13 protein-coding genes are annotated in these 17,165 nt (G+C 61.4%); 7 read left to right on the top strand and 6 right to left on the bottom strand.

Annotated elements, in window-relative coordinates; translation table 11 throughout:
* The first annotated feature begins 186 nt into the window (after positions 1 to 186).
* From CAF90_RS10875 to CAF90_RS10865, 3 genes are all read left to right on the top strand, one after another.
* Positions 187 to 3,060: a bifunctional diguanylate cyclase/phosphodiesterase gene (locus tag CAF90_RS10875; RefSeq protein WP_085606233.1), complete on the top strand. Its 2,874-nt coding sequence runs from the start codon at positions 187 to 189 to the stop codon at positions 3,058 to 3,060.
* A gap of 150 nt (positions 3,061 to 3,210) precedes the next feature.
* Positions 3,211 to 4,077 (top strand): transcriptional regulator HexR, encoded by an 867-nt coding sequence (gene hexR / locus CAF90_RS10870; RefSeq protein ID WP_007954250.1) that lies wholly within the window; start codon positions 3,211 to 3,213, stop codon positions 4,075 to 4,077.
* Between the two features lie 108 nt (positions 4,078 to 4,185).
* Positions 4,186 to 4,392: a PA3496 family putative envelope integrity protein gene (locus CAF90_RS10865; protein ID WP_007954251.1), complete on the top strand. Its 207-nt coding sequence runs from the start codon at positions 4,186 to 4,188 to the stop codon at positions 4,390 to 4,392.
* Here CAF90_RS10865 and CAF90_RS10860 read toward each other — a convergent pair.
* Positions 4,334 to 5,296, bottom strand: a complete 963-nt coding sequence (locus CAF90_RS10860) for a LysR family transcriptional regulator (protein WP_007954252.1) — start codon at positions 5,294 to 5,296, stop codon at positions 4,334 to 4,336. The genes CAF90_RS10865 and CAF90_RS10860 overlap by 59 nt on opposite strands.
* Before the next feature lie 190 nt (positions 5,297 to 5,486).
* Between CAF90_RS10860 and CAF90_RS10855 the strand changes: the two genes are divergently transcribed.
* Both CAF90_RS10855 and oadA read left to right on the top strand, forming a co-directional pair.
* Entirely contained in the window at positions 5,487 to 6,902 is a 1,416-nt protein-coding gene (locus tag CAF90_RS10855; protein ID WP_007954255.1) for an acetyl-CoA carboxylase biotin carboxylase subunit, read from the top strand.
* An 11-nt stretch (positions 6,903 to 6,913) separates the two neighbouring features.
* Positions 6,914 to 8,722 (top strand): sodium-extruding oxaloacetate decarboxylase subunit alpha, encoded by a 1,809-nt coding sequence (gene oadA, locus CAF90_RS10850; protein WP_007954260.1) that lies wholly within the window; start codon positions 6,914 to 6,916, stop codon positions 8,720 to 8,722.
* 104 nt (positions 8,723 to 8,826) lie between these two features.
* Here oadA and CAF90_RS10845 read toward each other — a convergent pair whose 3' ends face one another.
* Positions 8,827 to 10,107, bottom strand: coding sequence for an autotransporter domain-containing protein (locus CAF90_RS10845; protein WP_371915857.1), 1,281 nt, complete (start codon positions 10,105 to 10,107; stop codon positions 8,827 to 8,829).
* 386 nt (positions 10,108 to 10,493) lie between these two features.
* Positions 10,494 to 13,451, bottom strand: coding sequence for an autotransporter domain-containing protein (locus CAF90_RS10840; protein WP_085606229.1), 2,958 nt, complete (start codon positions 13,449 to 13,451; stop codon positions 10,494 to 10,496).
* A gap of 240 nt (positions 13,452 to 13,691) precedes the next feature.
* On the opposite strand from CAF90_RS10840, the gene CAF90_RS10835 reads away from it, so the two are divergent.
* Both CAF90_RS10835 and CAF90_RS10830 read left to right on the top strand, forming a co-directional pair.
* Positions 13,692 to 15,044, top strand: a complete 1,353-nt coding sequence (locus CAF90_RS10835) for a HipA domain-containing protein (RefSeq protein WP_085606227.1) — start codon at positions 13,692 to 13,694, stop codon at positions 15,042 to 15,044.
* Entirely contained in the window at positions 15,041 to 15,319 is a 279-nt protein-coding gene (locus tag CAF90_RS10830) for a helix-turn-helix domain-containing protein (protein ID WP_064379753.1), read from the top strand. Before CAF90_RS10835 ends, CAF90_RS10830 begins: the two co-directional genes overlap by 4 nt.
* Positions 15,320 to 15,349: 30 nt before the next feature.
* On the opposite strand, the gene CAF90_RS10825 is transcribed toward CAF90_RS10830, so the two are convergent.
* The 3 genes from CAF90_RS10825 to CAF90_RS10815 are packed head-to-tail and all read right to left on the bottom strand — an operon-like array spanning position 15,350 to position 17,114.
* On the bottom strand, positions 15,350 to 16,021 hold the full coding sequence (locus tag CAF90_RS10825) for a GNAT family N-acetyltransferase (protein WP_085606225.1): 672 nt from the start codon (positions 16,019 to 16,021) through the stop codon (positions 15,350 to 15,352).
* A 12-nt stretch (positions 16,022 to 16,033) separates the two neighbouring features.
* On the bottom strand, positions 16,034 to 16,480 hold the full coding sequence (locus tag CAF90_RS10820; RefSeq protein ID WP_011336633.1) for a GNAT family N-acetyltransferase: 447 nt from the start codon (positions 16,478 to 16,480) through the stop codon (positions 16,034 to 16,036).
* A 10-nt stretch (positions 16,481 to 16,490) separates the two neighbouring features.
* Complete coding sequence (locus tag CAF90_RS10815) at positions 16,491 to 17,114, bottom strand: FMN-binding negative transcriptional regulator (RefSeq protein WP_085606223.1); 624 nt, start codon at positions 17,112 to 17,114, stop codon at positions 16,491 to 16,493.
* Between the last annotated feature and the right edge of the window lie 51 nt (positions 17,115 to 17,165).

The raw sequence follows: 17,165 nt of genomic DNA, 5'->3' as shown, positions 1-17,165 counted from the left end.
ACGACCGGTCGGTCACCGGCTACAGGCGTTGGCCCGCCTCGCTTCGGGGCTTTTGCGGGTGTCGGGAGGCTGAAAAGTTTCGGTGAAATTATGATCTGGGGCAGTTTGGCAAGTGGTTCGGCTTGTGTATGCTCCGTCCACGTTTCCGGGCGCATGCTCACACTTATAAGAACAAGAACGTTGCCTATGACCCTCAGCTTCGACCTGTCGGGCCCCTCTGTGGAACCCCGGGTAATCCGCAAGCATTACGCCACCCAGATGGCGGTCGAGCGCACGCGCCTTCTTTATCAGGGTTCGCTGTTGCCCACCCTGTTCATGTTGATCAATGGTCTGGTCTGCGCCGGTCTGCTCTGGAGCCCGCAGCGTTATTTCGTGGTCAGCGTCTGGCTGGTGTGGCTGCTGTCGCTGGTGGCGTTGCGGGTGATTCAGGTCGCGGCCTTCGATTCGGCGATTCCCGATCGCCAGGCCCAGCCGATCTGGGGGCGGATGTTCCTGCTCGGCTCGACCATGACCGGCCTGACCCTGGCCGGCGCCGGCATCGCTCTGGTCCCCGCCGACAACTTCATGCAGCAAGCCTGGGTGTTCGGCCTGATCGGCGCCGCGACCCTGTCGGCCAGCGTGGCTTACGCCGTGAGTATTCCGGCATTCCTTTCCTTTACCTTGCCATGCCTGCTGCCGGCCATCGGCTACCTGTTCTGGGGCGGTGACGAACTGGCGCGCGGCTGGGGCTGGCTCGGGCTGATCCTGCTCGGCTCCCTGAGTGTGGTGGCGTGGCAGGTCAATCGGCTGATCGATCGCGGTTTGCTGCGACGCTTCCAGAACCAGCACCTGATCGAGCACCTGCAACAAACGCAAACCCGCAGCGAACAGCTCAATCAGGAGCTGGCGAAGGAAATCGAGCACCGGCGTTGCGCCGAGGGCAAGTTGCGTGAAGCCCAGGTCGAGCTGGAAGACCGGGTCGCCCAGCGCAGCCGGGAACTGGACGTCGCCAACCAGGCCCTGAGCAAAAGCGAGGCGCGCCTGGCCCTGGCGTTGAAAGCCAGTGAGCTGGGGCTGTGGGACTGGAACCTGCAGACCGACGAAGTTCACCACACGCAGATTCAGGAACTGTTTGGCATTGACCCGGAATACGTCACCGGGCTGCTCAGGCACCTGCGGCCACGCCTGCACCCGGAAGATGTGCCGCCGCTCAAACGGGCGTTGATCGAGCACTTGAAGGGGCGCACCGAGGATTATCAGATCGAATACCGCGTGCGCCACGGCGACGGCCACTGGGTCTGGATCGAAGACCGTGGGCGAGCGGTGGAGCGCGACGAGAACGGGCGGGTCATCCGCATGGTCGGCACCCGCCGCGACATTAGCGTCAGCAAAAGCCTGGAAGCCCAGCAACAATTGGCGGCGACGGTGTTCGAGGCCGCCAGCGAAGGCATCGTGATCCTCGACCCGAATTATTCGCTGATCGCCATCAATCAGGCCTTCAGCCGGGTCACCGGGTATGACATCGACGACATGCTCGGGCGCAACGTCGTCGAATTGCCGTGCAGCCGCGACGCCCGCCGGCACTACGTCGCGATCCGCCACGCGCTGGAACAGCACGGCAGCTGGCAGGGCGAACTGGTGGAAACCCGCAAGAACGGCGAGCTGTATCCTCAGTGGCTGCAATTGAATGCCGTACGCGACAGTCGGGGAAATGTGAGCCATATCGTCGGCTTCTTCGCCGATCTGTCGGCGCGCCGCGAATCCGAAGAGCGCATGCGTTACCTGACCCACTATGACGAGCTCACCGGTCTGGCCAATCGCTCATTGTTCCGCGAACGCCTGCACGAAGCCCATCAGCGCGTGCGGCAGGGCGGGCGCCGGAGTCTGGCGCTGCTGCACATCAATCTGGATCGCTTCAAGCTGCTCAACGACAGCCTCGGCCACGAGATCGCCGACCAGTTGCTGCAAAAGATGTCTCGGCGTCTGGTCAATGCTCTGCCGGAGGCCGACACCATTGCCCGGCTGTCCGGCGACGAGTTCGCAGTGCTGTTCGACGCCTACGGCAACCTCTCGAGCCTGGCGCGGGTCGCCACGCGGCTGTCGACCAAGCTGCGACTGCCGTTGACCGTGGAAGGGCACGAATTGGTAGTAAGTGCTTCGATGGGCATCAGCATGCTGCCGGACAACGCCCGGGAGATTTCCGCGCTGGTCAGCCAGTCGAACATGGCCATGCAACATGCCAAGCACCTGGGCGGCAACAACTTCCAGTTTTATACCGACAGTCTGCAGGCCAGCACGCTGGAGCGCCTGCAACTGGAAAACCAGCTGCGCAAAGCCATCGAGGAAAAGCAGCTCAACGTCTTCTATCAACCGAAACTGTGTCTGGCGACCGGTCGTCTCAACGCGGCGGAAGCGCTGGTGCGCTGGGATCACCCGACCATGGGCCGGGTACCGCCGGGGGATTTCATCGGTCTGGCGGAGGAGACGGGGCTGATTGGGCCGATCGGCGAATTCGTCCTGCGCCAGGCCTGCTGGCAGGCGTGCGAATGGCAGCGTCAGGGGCTGGCGCCGATCCGGGTTTCGGTGAACCTGTCGGTTCATCAACTGCGCCAGGGCAAACTGGTCAGTCTGGTGCGCCAGGTGCTGGAGGAAACCGGCCTGGCGCCGCACTACCTCGAACTGGAACTGACCGAAAGCCAGCTGCTCGACAGCGTCGAACACATCATCGCCACGTTCCAGCAGTTGCGGGATCTGGGGGTGAAACTGGCGATCGACGATTTCGGCACCGGCTATTCATCGCTGAGCTATTTGAAACGGATTCCGGTGGACTACGTGAAGATCGATCAGGCCTTTATTCGCGGGTTGGGCGAGGGCAGCGAAGATGCGGCGATCACCCGGGCGATCATTGCGATGGCTCACGGGCTGTCACTGAAAGTTGTCGCCGAAGGTGTCGAGCGATCCGAGCAGCTGGCGTTTCTGAAAACTGAAGGTTGCGACGAGGTGCAGGGCTATCTGATCAGCCGTCCGGTGGAGGCGGTCGGCCTTGCCGCGTTGTTGCGTGAACAGGAAAAGCCGCTGTAAAGGGCTACATGCAGCGCATGTCGCCTGATCCGGGGGGATCGAGTTACGCATTGAGCAGGCAAAAAGCCGATTCATGTAGTATAACTACAAGCTTGCTACATCCCCGGCATCTGGCCAAAGCACATCTTTCCATAACAAGAGTCCAGCCCCTTGAATCTGCTGCAACACATCGCCCAGTCACGTCACCTGTTACGCAAGTCGGAGCTCAAGGTCGCCGACCACGTGCTGCTTGACCCTGCGGCAGTGATGCACAGTTCCATGGCCGACCTGGCCCACAGCGTCGGCATCAGCGAGCCGACCATCGTGCGCTTCTGCCGGGCCATCGGTTGTTCCGGTTTCCAGGATCTGAAACTCAAGCTCGCGCAAAGCCTCGCGGCCGGCGCCAGTTTCGGTCAGTTCGCGATCCATGAAGACGATTCCGTTGCCGACTACAGCCTGAAGATTTTCGACACCACGTTGCACACGCTGATGGAGGTTCGCGAGAAGCTCGATCCTCTGGAGCTGCAACGGGCGGTGACGCTGATGTCCCAGGCCCAGCGCGTCGAGTTCTACGGTTTTGGTGCGTCGGGCGCGGTGGCGGCGGATGCGCAGCACAAGTTCTTTCGTCTGCTGCTGACGGCCGCGGCGTATTCCGACCCGCACATGCAGGCGATGTCGGCGGTGACGCTGAAGCCGACTGACGTGGCGATCTGCATTTCCCAGTCCGGCCGCTCCAAAGACCTGCTGATCACCGCCAACCTCGTTCGCGAGAGCGGTGCGTCGCTGATCACCTTGTGCCCGAGCCAGACACCGCTGGCCGAGCTGTCGACCGTCAACCTGGCGATCGACGTTCACGAAGACACCGAAATCTACACGCCGCTGACTTCGCGTATCGCTCACCTGGTGGTGATCGACGTACTGGCGATGGGCGTGGCAATGGCGCGTGGGCCGAGCCTGGTCAACCACCTCAAGAGCGTCAAGCGCAGCCTGCGCAGCTTGCGGCTCTCGCCAAAATCGGTGAAAGCGCTGGATGACTGATCGTGATGGGGTGAAGGCAATCTTCATCTGCCTGTAACCCCGACGCAGCCAAATCGTCATCCACCATGCCTATCGTGAAACTCCCGTAAACGCCTTGGGAGACTCGAAATGGCTCAGCCTTACGAAGAACGCAACAGCGCTGCGAAAACCCGTCGTCAGCAGGAAGACCAGCGCCGCATGGAATTTCGCCGCGCTATCGAAGATCGCTTCGAACTCCGCCAGCTTCAGGCAGAAATCGGCGATTTTCCCGAGGACATCAATCACTGGCAGGCAGCACCGGCAGCTTCCCGTCGAAGCGCTCAACCAGCGCGCTGATCTGCACCCGTTCGCTGCGGATAAACGCCAGGAAGGCGTGCGCCACCGGTGACAGCCGCTTGGCTTTGGCTTGCACCAGGCACCAGCTGCGAAACAGCGGCAACTCTTCGACCGGCAGCTCGACCAGGCCACCGGTCGCCAGCTCCAGGTTCAGGGCGTGGCGCGTCAACAGCGCCAGGCCCAGACCCGCCACCACGCATTCACGCTGGGCTTCGGCCGACGCCACTTCCTGGGTCTGGGTGAAGTGCACGCGCTTCTCCTTGAAATACTCCTCGCACGCCAGCCGCGTGCCCGAACCGGGTTCGCGGATCAGCAGGGTGTAAGGTTCCAGGTCCTGCAGGCGCAGCGGGCCCATGTGCGCCAGTGGATGATCCGGCCGCGCCACGGCGACGATCGGGTTGTTGAGGAACGGCAGGAATTCCAGGCCCATGTCCTGCGGCACCATCGACATGATCACCAGATCGTCGCGGTTGTCGGAGAGCCGGCGAATCACCTGGCCACGGTTGACCACCGTCAGTTGCAGATTCACTTCCGGATGCTGGCGCTTGAACGCCGCGAACAGGTGCGGCACGAAGTATTTGGCGCTGGATTCCACCGCCAGCTTCAATTGGCCCTGCAGCGAGCCCTGCATGTCCGAGAGCTGCATGTCGAGGTTTTCCAGCCGGCCAAAAATGTCCCGGCTGGCGCGCTGAAGTGCTTCGGCGGCCTCGGTCATGTAGAGTTTTTTGCCCACGTAATCGAATAATGGCTGGCCGATCAGCTCTTCGAGCTGACGAATCTGTAGGCTGACGGCCGGTTGTGTGAGGGACATTTCTTCGGCAGCGCGGCTGTAGGAGCGCAAATCGCACACTTCGTTGAAGATCTGCAATTGACGTAATGTCATACGCATCAAGGACTTACGCATTTTCTACCGACTCTGGCCGCGGGCTGATGCGTTGACTATAAGTCTTTACTTATGCCTGACCCAATTTTTATTCATTTTTGTTAATCCCTTGTCAGCGCTAGTGTGGAGCCGAGACCAGATTGAAACATTTGGTCACGTGCCGACCTGGGTCTAGCAGGTCGTGGTGCCACCGGCTCAAGGGAACCTCCAAGTGATAACAAAGATCCTGATCGCCAACCGTGGTGAGATTGCCGTACGAATCGTGCGTGCCTGCGCCGAGATGGGCATCCGCTCGGTCGCGATCTATTCCGACGCCGACCGGCATGCCTTGCATGTGAAGCGTGCGGACGAGGCCCACAGCATTGGTGCCGAGCCGCTGGCCGGTTACCTGAACCCGCGCAAGCTGGTGAACCTGGCCGTGGAAACCGGCTGCGATGCGCTGCACCCCGGCTACGGTTTCCTATCGGAAAACGCCGAGCTGGCAGACATCTGCGCCGAACGCGGCATCAAATTCATAGGCCCGTCGGCGGAAGTCATCCGCCGCATGGGCGACAAGACCGAAGCGCGCCGCAGCATGATCAAGGCCGGCGTGCCGGTCACGCCTGGCACCGAAGGCAACGTCTCGGGCATCGAGGAAGCGTTGAGCGAGGGCGACCGCATCGGTTACCCGGTGATGCTCAAGGCCACTTCCGGTGGTGGCGGTCGCGGTATCCGTCGCTGCAACAGCCGCGAAGAACTCGAACAGAATTTCCCCCGGGTCATTTCCGAAGCCACCAAGGCCTTCGGTTCGGCGGAAGTGTTCCTGGAAAAATGCATCGTCAATCCGAAACACATCGAAGCGCAGATCCTCGGCGACAGCTTCGGCAACGTCGTGCATCTGTTCGAACGTGACTGCTCGATCCAGCGCCGTAACCAGAAGCTGATCGAAATCGCCCCGAGCCCGCAACTGACCCCGGAACAGCGCGCCTACATCGGCGACCTGTCGGTGCGCGCAGCCAAGGCCGTGGGCTACGAGAACGCCGGCACCGTGGAGTTCCTGCTCGCCGAGGGCGAGGTGTACTTCATGGAGATGAACACCCGGGTGCAGGTGGAACACACCATCACCGAAGAAATCACCGGGATCGACATCGTCCGCGAACAGATCCGCATCGCCTCCGGCCTGCCGCTGTCGGTGAAGCAGGAAGACATCCAGCATCGCGGTTTTGCCCTGCAATTCCGGATCAACGCCGAAGACCCGAAAAACAACTTCCTGCCGAGCTTCGGCAAGATCACGCGCTACTACGCCCCCGGCGGCCCCGGCGTGCGCACCGACACGGCGATCTACACCGGCTACACCATCCCGCCGTTCTACGACTCGATGTGCCTGAAACTGGTGGTCTGGGCGCTGACCTGGGAAGAGGCCATGGACCGCGGCCTGCGCGCGCTCGACGACATGCGTCTGCAAGGCGTGAAGACCACCGCCGCGTACTACCAGGAAATCCTGCGCAACCCGGAGTTCCGTAGCGGCCAGTTCAATACCAGCTTCGTTGAAAGCCACCCTGAACTGACCAACTACTCGATCAAGCGCAAACCCGAAGAGCTGGCCCTGGCCATCGCCGCCGCCATCGCCGCCCACGCAGGCCTGTGAGGAATAGAACAATGACTAAAAAGATTTTCGTAACCGACACTATCCTGCGCGACGCTCACCAATCGCTGCTCGCCACCCGCATGCGCACCGAAGACATGCTGCCGATCTGCGACAAGCTCGACAAAGTCGGCTACTGGTCGCTGGAGTGCTGGGGTGGCGCGACCTTCGACGCCTGCGTGCGTTTCCTGAAAGAAGACCCGTGGGAGCGTCTGCGCCAACTGCGCGCCGCGCTGCCCAACACCCGTCTGCAAATGCTCCTGCGCGGCCAGAACCTGCTGGGCTACCGCCACTACAGCGATGACGTGGTCAAGGCGTTCGTCGCCAAGGCTGCGGTCAACGGCATCGACGTGTTCCGCATCTTCGATGCAATGAACGACGTGCGTAACCTGCGCGTGGCGATCGAAGCGGTGAAGGCTGCCGGCAAACACGCCCAGGGCACCATCGCCTACACCACCAGCCCGGTGCACACCATCGATGCGTTCGTCGCCCAGGCCAAGCAAATGGAAGCCATGGGTTGCGACTCGGTGGCGATCAAGGACATGGCCGGTCTGCTGACCCCATACGCGACCGGTGAACTGGTACGTGCACTGAAAGCCGAGCAGTCGCTGCCAGTGTTTATCCACTCCCACGACACCGCCGGCCTGGCAACCATGTGCCAGCTCAAGGCCATTGAAAACGGTGCCGACCACATCGACACCGCGATCTCCAGCTTCGCTTCGGGCACCAGTCACCCTGGCACCGAATCGATGGTTGCTGCGCTCAAAGGCACCGAGTTCGATACCGGTCTGAACCTGGAGCTGCTGCAGGAAATCGGCCTGTACTTCTACGCCGTGCGCAAGAAGTACCACCAGTTCGAAAGCGAATTCACCGCCGTCGATACCCGTGTTCAAGTCAACCAGGTGCCTGGCGGGATGATTTCCAACCTGGCCAACCAGTTGAAAGAGCAGGGCGCTCTGAACCGCATGGGCGAAGTGCTGGCGGAGATCCCGCGCGTACGTGAAGACCTCGGCTTCCCGCCGCTGGTGACTCCGACTTCGCAGATCGTCGGCACCCAGGCGTTCTTCAACGTGCTGGCCGGCGAGCGCTACAAGACCATCACCAACGAGGTGAAGCTCTACCTGCAAGGCGGCTACGGCAAGGCGCCGGGCACCGTGAACGAGAAGCTGCGTCGTCAGGCCATCGGCAGCGAAGAGGTGATCGATGTACGTCCGGCCGATCTGCTCAAGCCGGAAATGACCAAGCTGCGTGCCGATATCGGCGCATTGGCCAAGTCCGAAGAAGACGTGCTGACCTTCGCCATGTTCCCGGACATCGGCCGCAAGTTCCTCGAAGAGCGTGCCGCCGGCACCCTCACCCCGGAAGTGCTGCTGCCGATCCCGGAAGCGGGCAAGGTGGCTTCGGCCGGCGGCGAAGGCGTACCGACCGAGTTCGTCATCGACGTCCACGGCGAAACCTACCGCGTGGACATCACCGGTGTCGGCGTCAAGGCTGAAGGCAAGCGTCACTTCTACCTGTCCATCGACGGCATGCCGGAAGAAGTGGTGTTCGAACCGCTCAACGAATTCGTCGGCGGCGGCAGCAGCAAGCGCAAGCAGGCTTCGGCGCCGGGCCACGTCAGCACCACCATGCCGGGCAACATCGTCGATGTGCTGGTCAAGGAAGGCGACACCGTCAAGGCGGGCCAGGCTGTGCTGATCACCGAAGCGATGAAGATGGAGACCGAAGTTCAGGCTGCGATTGCCGGCAAGGTCACCGCCATCCACGTTGCCAAGGGCGACCGGGTGAACCCGGGCGAAATCCTGATCGAGATCGAAGGCTGAGATAACGGCCTCGATACAACGCTTTAAACCTCGGGGGAGCATGTGCTCCCCTTTTTTTTGCTTTCAAAGTGCTGCCGCACCGTGCGGCAGCAACCCGTCTGGACTTAGAACGCCATTCGCCACTGCCCCGATACGCCGTGGTTTCGGCTGTCGGTACCGATCTCTCCGGACAGTCCGACACCCAATGTGTGACTGTTCGAGACCGCAAGATCCAGCCCTGTGTCGAGTTTCAAGCTGTCGCGATCCAGTTCGGCGCCGTAAACGGTGAAGTCTTCGGTTTCGGTGACCAAGCGTTGGCGGGTGCTGGTATAGGTCTCGCCGTAAACGTGTTTCCACCCCGCGCTGAATCGTGGCGTGAGACGCATGCCGTTATCCAGCGTGCTGACTTTCGCCATGCGCAGGCCGACGGTGGTGTTGAAGTTGCCTTGGGATTGAGCGTGAACCTTGAGCGCCGCCGCTCCGCCTTTCTCGGTGTAGCCGTCGCGCTGGTAGCGTTGGTAGCCGAGGCCGACAAACGGCTCGATGCTGACGTTGGCCCGACCCAGGTTGTATCCCGATTCGATGAACGCTTGCTGGGTGCTGGCCTGGTAGTTGCCCTTGAGTCGGTCATGGAAGCGATCGAACGCGACTTCGCGACGGGTGCTGCCTTCGTGACGGCTCCAGGTTGCGCCTGACCGAACTGACAGCGGGCCGGTCTGGCGCAAGGCGTAGGCGCCGAGGTGCCAACTGTCGAGGTCGCCGTCCAGTTCTTTGCTGTCGATGCGCGTGTCGGAGGTGCCGCCCATCAAGCCCAGGTGCCATGTTTCATCGAGGCGCCAGTCCGCGCCGAGCAGCAGTCCTTTGGTGGAGTGTTGCATCGGTTCAAATTCGCGATCGAGTTTCCCGCTGTGGCCAAGGGCTTGCAGCCAGACCCTGCCGGTGTCTGCGTTGCCGGCCGCATGGCGTGGTGAGTTGCCCGGTGAGTCGTGGGCATTGTCGAGTTGGTGCATGGCTGACAGCAGGCTGGCGCTGACCGGCGTGACACTGCTCAGGGTTGCATTGGCGAGGTTGGCATTGCTGCCGGCCGCCAGTTGATAGTAGGCGAGGGCGGCCGTGGTTTCGTCGGCAGCGAGCAGGGCTGCAATGGCTGCATTGCCTGGAGGTGGAGGGGAATCCGTTGACGGCGGCTGGTCTACCGCTTGGGTTTGTTGAGCTGCGGATGTTTCGGCCAGAACCGGTTCCGTTAAGGGCGCTGGTTTTTCCAGGCTTTCTTCGAGTGCGCTGCCGCTCTCTGTCGTGGCGACTTTCCTGGATGGAATGTCGCCGGATGTGTGAGCGGATACCGCTGGGATCTCAGTGCTGACGGGGATTGTTTCCAGTGGCGGAGCGATCCTTTCCTCACTCACTGTTTCTGCCATGAGAAGCGGAGCAGGTTTCACCTTAGGAGGTGTGCGCGGGCTCCTGGGTTTCACCTCTTTCACGACGGGCGCGTCGGGCTCCGACTGCTCCGCCAGAGAAAATTCCACGCAACCGACTGCCAGCGCAACCGCCAGGACAAGATGTTGGAGCTTGTATTTGCATTGAATGGGCATTCCGTTCGCCTCAGGTGAAATGAGGCCAAACTGTAAAAGTCGATGCCGGTCCACCGATGCCGGGCAATTCCGAGTCGGATGCAGGCGATGACGTCTGCTTTTGTAGCCCGGGCGCTGGCGGGTAATGAACCCGCCATGATTACCCGATCGCCCAGACGCCTTTACCTACAACTCCCGCTGAAATCCGGATTGGCGAAATCTCAAAAACTCATCTGCCACTGCCCGATCAATCCATGATTGCGAATGTTGCTGCCGATCTCGCCGCTGTATCCCAGCCCCAGCGTATGCCGCGCGGAAATGCCCAGATCCAGCCCTGCTTCCAGCACCAGACTGTCACGATCCAGTGAACTGCCATCGACGTTGAACGCCGTGCCACCCACGACGAAGGCCTGACGAGTCGAGCTGCTGACATCGCCGTAGGTGTGCTTCCAGCCTGCCGCCATCCGTGGGGTCAGGCTCATGCCATTGTCCAGCGAGCTGAGGTGCGCCAGGCGTACGCCGAAGGTGCTGCTGAAGTTGTCCTGGGTCTGGCTGTCGACCTGCAACGCCGCGGCGCCGCCCTTCTCCTGATAACGGTCGCGGTGATAGCGCTGGTAGCCGAGGCTGGCGAACGGTTCGGCGCTCAGCCGGCCAGTGCCCATGGCGTAGCCGAGTTCGGCGAACGCTTGCTGACTGTCGGCGTCGTAATCGCCCTTGGGGCGATCGCTGAAACCATTGAACGCGATGGTGCGCTTGCTTTCGCCCTGATGGCCGCTGTACGCCGCGCCCAGGCGCAGGGCCAGCGGGCCATTTTGATGCAGCGCATAAACACCGGCGTGCCAGCTCTCGACATTGCCGTCGACGCCGGTGGCGTCCAGGTCGGTCTTCGAATAGCCGCCGAGCACGCCCAGACGCCATTGTGGATTGAGTGCCCAGTCGGCACCAAGCACGCTGCCTTTGGTGCGTTGTTCCAGACCGCTGCTGCCGTGTTCGCCATCGAGTTTGCCGTAGCCGCCGATGGCTTGCAGCCAGAGTCGGCCTCGGGCGTTCGGATCATTCATGTTTCGCGCTTCGGACGGTACGCCGTTGGCGGCGAGGATCGGTGTGTCGCGCTGATCGAGGCCGATCATCAAGCCTGGGCTGCCACCCATTTGCTGCATCGCCGAGAGCATGCTGCTGCCGACCTGGCTGCTGGCGCCGAGGGTGGCGCTGGTCAGGTTGGCGTTGCTGGCGCCGGCCAGTTGCTCGATGGCCGCACCTGCACTGCTTTGAGTGGTGTTGAGCAAGGCGTTGTACAGCGCATTGTTTTTGCCGATCGAGGCCAGGCTGTTGGCGGCGTTGCTGCCGTTGCCGGTGGCGGCGAATTCATTGAACGCCACGTCATTGCGGGTGTAAGTCAGGTCGACCTGAGTCGGCGTGTAAGCGAGGGTCGGCGTGAGGAACGCGTAGTCGCTGGTGACCGCGCCGAACGTGCCGTTGACCCGCGCAGCCTGTAGCACCGTGTAATGGCTCTGCCACGGATAAGTGCCGCTGCCGGGATTGACCGCCAGCGTTGCGCCGTTGAGGTTGGCCGTGCCGCCGACCTGGACCGGCGCGCTGCTGCCATCGGCGTTGACGCCGTAGGCGAGGGTGGATGCGCTGCTCATGTTCAAGTCGTGCACGATGGTTGCGGTGCCGAGACGGGTGTCGGTGCGCAACGTGCCATTGACGTTGAGGTTGCCTACCGACCCGCCACCCGCATACACACCACCGACGTCCACGGTCAGGTTGCCGGCGATACCGCCCTGGTTGATCAGCGTGGCGCCGTTGCGCACGGCGCCGCCGTCGCTGAAGTCGCCGCTGCCGGTGAGCGTCCAGGCGCCTTGTTTGACTTCCAGCCATTCAAAGTTGCGGCTGGCACCGAAGCTGCCGCCGGCTGCGTCATCCATCACCACGCGGTCATAACCGCTGCCGCCATCGACCACGCCGACAAAGCGGCTGCCGTTGCGCAGGGTCAGGCTGTCATTGCCGCCGCCCAGATCCAGCGCCAGCCCGTTGCTGCCGCTGATGGTGCCGCCGTTGATCACGTTGTCGGCGAACTCACCGACGAACTTCACGCCGAAACCGTCGAGACCCTGGATGGTGCCGTAGTTCTCCAGCGTGGTGGCCGCCAGTCCTGAACCGCCGCTGCCGTCGTCCACCAGAATGGCGCTGTTGGCGCCGCTGATCAGCGCGTCCTTGGCGTTAAGAATGTACCCGCCGCCGAGCGCAATGCCTTCGCTGCCATTGGCGAAACCACCCTTGTCCACACCACCGGCGCCGACGCCCTGAATGGTGCCGTAGTTTTCGATGTGGGCAATCTTGTCGATGTCCACGCCGTCGCCGTCGCCATTCGGTTGCAAACCGGAATAGGCGCCAGTGATGGTGCCGTGGTTGATCACCGTGCCGTCGCCATCGGAACCGAAACCGGAGCCGTTGCGCCCGGTGATCTGCCCGTAGTTGACCAGCGTCGCCCCCAGGTCGGTGGTGATGCCATGGCGCCCGCCCGAAATCACGCCGTAGTTGGTCACGCTGACGCCGGTCGCGGTGTCGATATCGATGCCGTCGAATTTCTGGTCGGCGTTGTGCGAGTCACCGGTGGAGATCTCGCCGTAGTTGCTGATGGTCGCGTTGGCGCCGGTCTTCATGCCGTCGCTGGCGTCGCCACGAATCAGCCCGCCCGCGCGGTTGATGATCGTGGTTTTGACCCCGTCGCTGCGCAATGCATCGAGGTCCAGCCCCTGGCCTGTGGTCGAGCGAATGGTGCCGCTGTTGTCGATCAACAAGCTGCCGCTGACGAAGTTGCTGTCGATGCGAATCGCGTCGTTGGAGCCAAGAATCTGCCCGCCGCTGCGGTTATAGATGGTGTAGTTTCGCGCCTGGGTCAGGTCGCCGCTGCTGTCGATGGCCCGGCCGCCCGTGGAGATGATCTTGCCGGCGTTGTCGATGATTACGCCGGCACCGCTGGTGCCGTCCTTGAGGCTTACAGCCTTGCCACTGTTGGTGATGCTGCCCGGCGCCGAAATTGTCAGCGTGTCGCTGCCGCCCAATGTCTGCGACGCGGTGGTGGCGGTGTCGATCTGTACGGTCTTGCCGTGGGCGGCACTGGTGGCGAACAGCAGGGCAATGGCAAATGACAGACGCTGGGGCGGGAAGGGCATGGGGAGAACGTCCTTTTTGTTATAAGCGGGGCGTCCTGTATAGCGGAGGGTTTTTACAGAATGATGTCCGTGGCAGACTCAACGGCATCTGCATTATTTTGCGTCTATTTCGAGAGTTTATTCCTTGATCTGCACTTTATTGCAGATTAACGAGTCTCTCGAACTTCTGAAATGCACTATATTGCACTTAAAGTTCACCAAACGACCGCAGCAATGCATTTAATTGCAGATGAGAGCCTCATGCACAATCTGACTTTGCAGATATTCGACGCCGGCAAATGGCACGACGCGATGGTGTTGAGTTTCGACTCGCCCGAAAAAGGCTTCGAAAGCCGCTGCAGTTTTGGCTACGAGTCGGCGTATCTGGTCGAGAACATTGAGGCCATCGGTTCCCCTTTTTCCAAGGCCGTGAGTGCGCTGTATCCCCTGGATTGGGAAGGCCGGCGATCCATCACGCCTGCATTCGTGCATGACATCGCGCCGGCAGGCGCCGCTAAAAGATTTCTTCTTGCACGTCTGGGGCAGGAGAAACCTGCAGGCATCAGTGCCGATCTTTATCTGCTTGGTCGCTGCACTCCAGCTCCGATCGGCAACATGCGGATAAAAGAATCGGCCGAGGCTGTCGATGAGCGCAAGCCCATCGGTTTTCAGCGTCAGGAGGTCGTCAGTCGTGACCACCGCTTCCTTGAATATGCCTATGAAATGGGAGCTGCGATTGGTGGGGCGACAGGGGCCGGAGGTGAAGCGCCCAAGATTCTCCTGGCGGAGGATCGTGCCGGTCTTCTGTACCCCGATGCTGTGCTGGATGATGAAAACGTCCATCAGCACTGGTTTGTGAAGTTCGCCCGGAATAAAGGAAGTCAAACCGATCAAGACATCCTGCGCAGCGAATTCCACTACTACCAGGCGCTTCAGGCACTGGGTATCGAAACCGTCGCCGCAGAAGGTCTGGCATTAGAGGAAGCGAACAAACCCAGCTTGTGGATGCAGCGTTTTGATCGCCAGGTGACGAGCCGTGGGGTAGAGCGTTTTGCCGTGGAGTCGATTTATTCGCTGGCCGAAGTGACGACGCCGGGAAGTGCGATGAACCATATGGATGTCATTCGCATGCTCGCCGAGCTCTGGCGCAATGCGGGGCAAGCGGATCAGATTCCGGCACTGGTGGCGGACTATTTACGTCGGGACCTGATCAACAAAATTCTTGGCAACTCGGACAACCACGGTCGCAATACCGCAATCATTCGTGACGAGGGCTCGTATCGTCTGGCCCCCATTTATGATCTGGCCCCCATGGTCATGGATGACGAAGGTGTGACCCGCACCACCAAGTGGCCAAAAGAGCTGGAGAGGGCCGGTGATGTGGATTGGCGAGGGGTTTGTCGCGCATTGGCGGATATTTCCGATCCGGATGATCCATTGGCAGGGTTGTCCGACGCGCCGGAGTCTTTCGAGCGCCTTCGTGAAGATGCGCAGTGTCTGGCCGAGTTGCCGGATATTTTGAGCGCCAGCGGTTTGCCTGACCGGACAATGAATCATCCGGGCGTCCACCTGAAAAACCTGGAGCAACGATTGAAAGAGTGGGATCTGAAATGAGCATGACCGTCGCGGAGCGAACCGTGCTCATCGAAAGCATTCAAGAAGCGCTGGCTGAAGGAACCGTAGAAATCGGTGAAGCCGTTCGCCGTTTACGCGTGGAGGTGACCGGGTTGCATCAGACCCAGTTCGCGAAGATGTGCAAGATTTCGGTACGCACGCTGGTGCACATCGAACACGGCGAGGGTAATCAGACACTGAAATCCCTGAATGCCGTGTTCCGTCCGTTCGGGCTGAAAATGGGCGTGGTTCGGGTTCGGCGAAACAACAGCTGAACCCGCAACCTGTTTAGTGTCGATCGAGTTTCAAGCGCGGCACTCAACCAACCCCTTCACCTGCCCATCCGCCGTCTGATTCTCATCACTCAACCAGCGTTCGAACCCCGCCGCAATCGCCGGCCATTCCGAGTCCAGGATCGAGTACCACGCGGTGTCGCGGTTCTGGCCTTTGACCACCATGTGCTGGCGAAACACACCTTCGAAGCTGAAGCCCAACCGCTCGGCCGCATATTTGGAGCGGGCGTTGCCGTTGTTGCATTTCCATTCGAGGCGACGGTAGCCGAGGGCGAAGGATTCTTTGGCCAGCAGGTAGACCGCCTCAGTGCTTTTCGGCGAGCGCTGCATCGGGGCGCCGAAGGTGACGTGGCCGATTTCGATGCGGCCCTGAGCCGGGACGATCGACATCAGGCTGAGGATGCCTTGCACCTGGCCGCTGGCGCGGTCGATGACGCTGAAGAAATACGGATCGTTGTGGGCGGCATGGTTGTTCAGCCAGTCATTGAAGGCGCTGCGCTCCGGAAACGGGCCGTAGGGCAAGTAATCCCAGAGTTTCGGGTCGGCGCCGGGGCCTTGCAGGGCGTTGAACAGGTCGTCGCCGTGGCGCGCCGGGTCGAGCTTTTCCAAGCGGATGAAGCGGCCTTCGATCAGGGTGGTGGAGGGTGGCGGCACGCCTTTCCAGTCAGCGAGAGAAATCGTCATGCGCGTGGCTCCTTAAATGGCTTTGCGAAACTGGATGAAACCCGGGCGTTCGGCGATGCGCTCGTAGAGCTGGATCGCGGTGGCGTTGGTTTCGTGGGTCAGCCAGTGCACCTTGCAGCAACCGTCGGCCTTGGCCGTGGCGTAAACGTGTTCGATCAGCAGGCGACCGACGCCGGTGCCACGGGTTTGCGGCTCCACCAGCAGGTCTTGCAGGTAGCAGGAATTTTCGATGCTCCAGTTCGAACGATGGTAGATGAAATGCACCATGCCCACCGCTTTGCCGTCGGCCCAGGCGAGGGCGGCGTGGGTCGGTTCGTTCGGGTCGAGAAAACGCTGCCAGGTGCTCTGGCTGACGGCGTCCGGCAATTCAGTGTTGTAGAAGCGCAGGTAGGCCTGCCACAGCGGCAGCCAGGCGGCGTGATCGGCGGCGCTGACCGGACGGATGTCGATCTGACTCATGGTGATTTCCTTAACGCATCAATTGAGCGAGGGTTTGATCGTTGATGTCGGGGCTGGCGGCCAGGCCTTCGCGCACGCCGGCGATATCTTCGGCGCTGCGGTTCTGGCTGAGCTTGCGCTTGCCTTCGAGCCGGTCGATCGGAATGGCAAACCCGACGATGGCCTTGAGCATGCCGTCGATGTAATCGGGCGGAGCATCGTCGACCGACCAGGGCTGGGCGCGGCCGGCCTCATGGCGATTGGTGAGGGTGCTGACGATGTCCAGCAGACGGCCGCCATCGCTGAAGGTTTCGGCGTGTCCGTAGGCGTGTACGGCGACGTAATTCCAGGTCGGCACGACTTTGCCGTGCTCGGCCTTGCTCGGGTAAAAGCCCGGGCTGACGTAGGCATCGGCACCGGGGAAGATCAGCATGGCCTCGGCGCCGTCGCGCAGGTCTTTCCATTGCGGATTGGCCTTGGCCAGATGCCCGTACAGCGTGCCGTTCGGACCTTGTTCGCGATGCAGCAACACCGGCACATGACTGGCCTGCAAGCCTTGTTCGCCGTGGGTGACCAGGATGGCGAGGCGGGTGGCGAGGATCAGTTCGTGCAGTTGGGACAAGTCATCGATGGCAAAGGCGCGGGGCGTGTACATGGAGATAATTTCCTTGGCGAATGCCTGCATCGTAGGCAGGCTATTGGTCTG

Origin of the sequence: Pseudomonas sp. B37(2017) (genome assembly GCF_002112885.1) — a bacterium.
Lineage (GTDB): Bacteria > Pseudomonadota > Gammaproteobacteria > Pseudomonadales > Pseudomonadaceae > Aquipseudomonas > Aquipseudomonas paraglycinae.
This window is presented reverse-complemented; position numbering and strand designations above follow the sequence as displayed.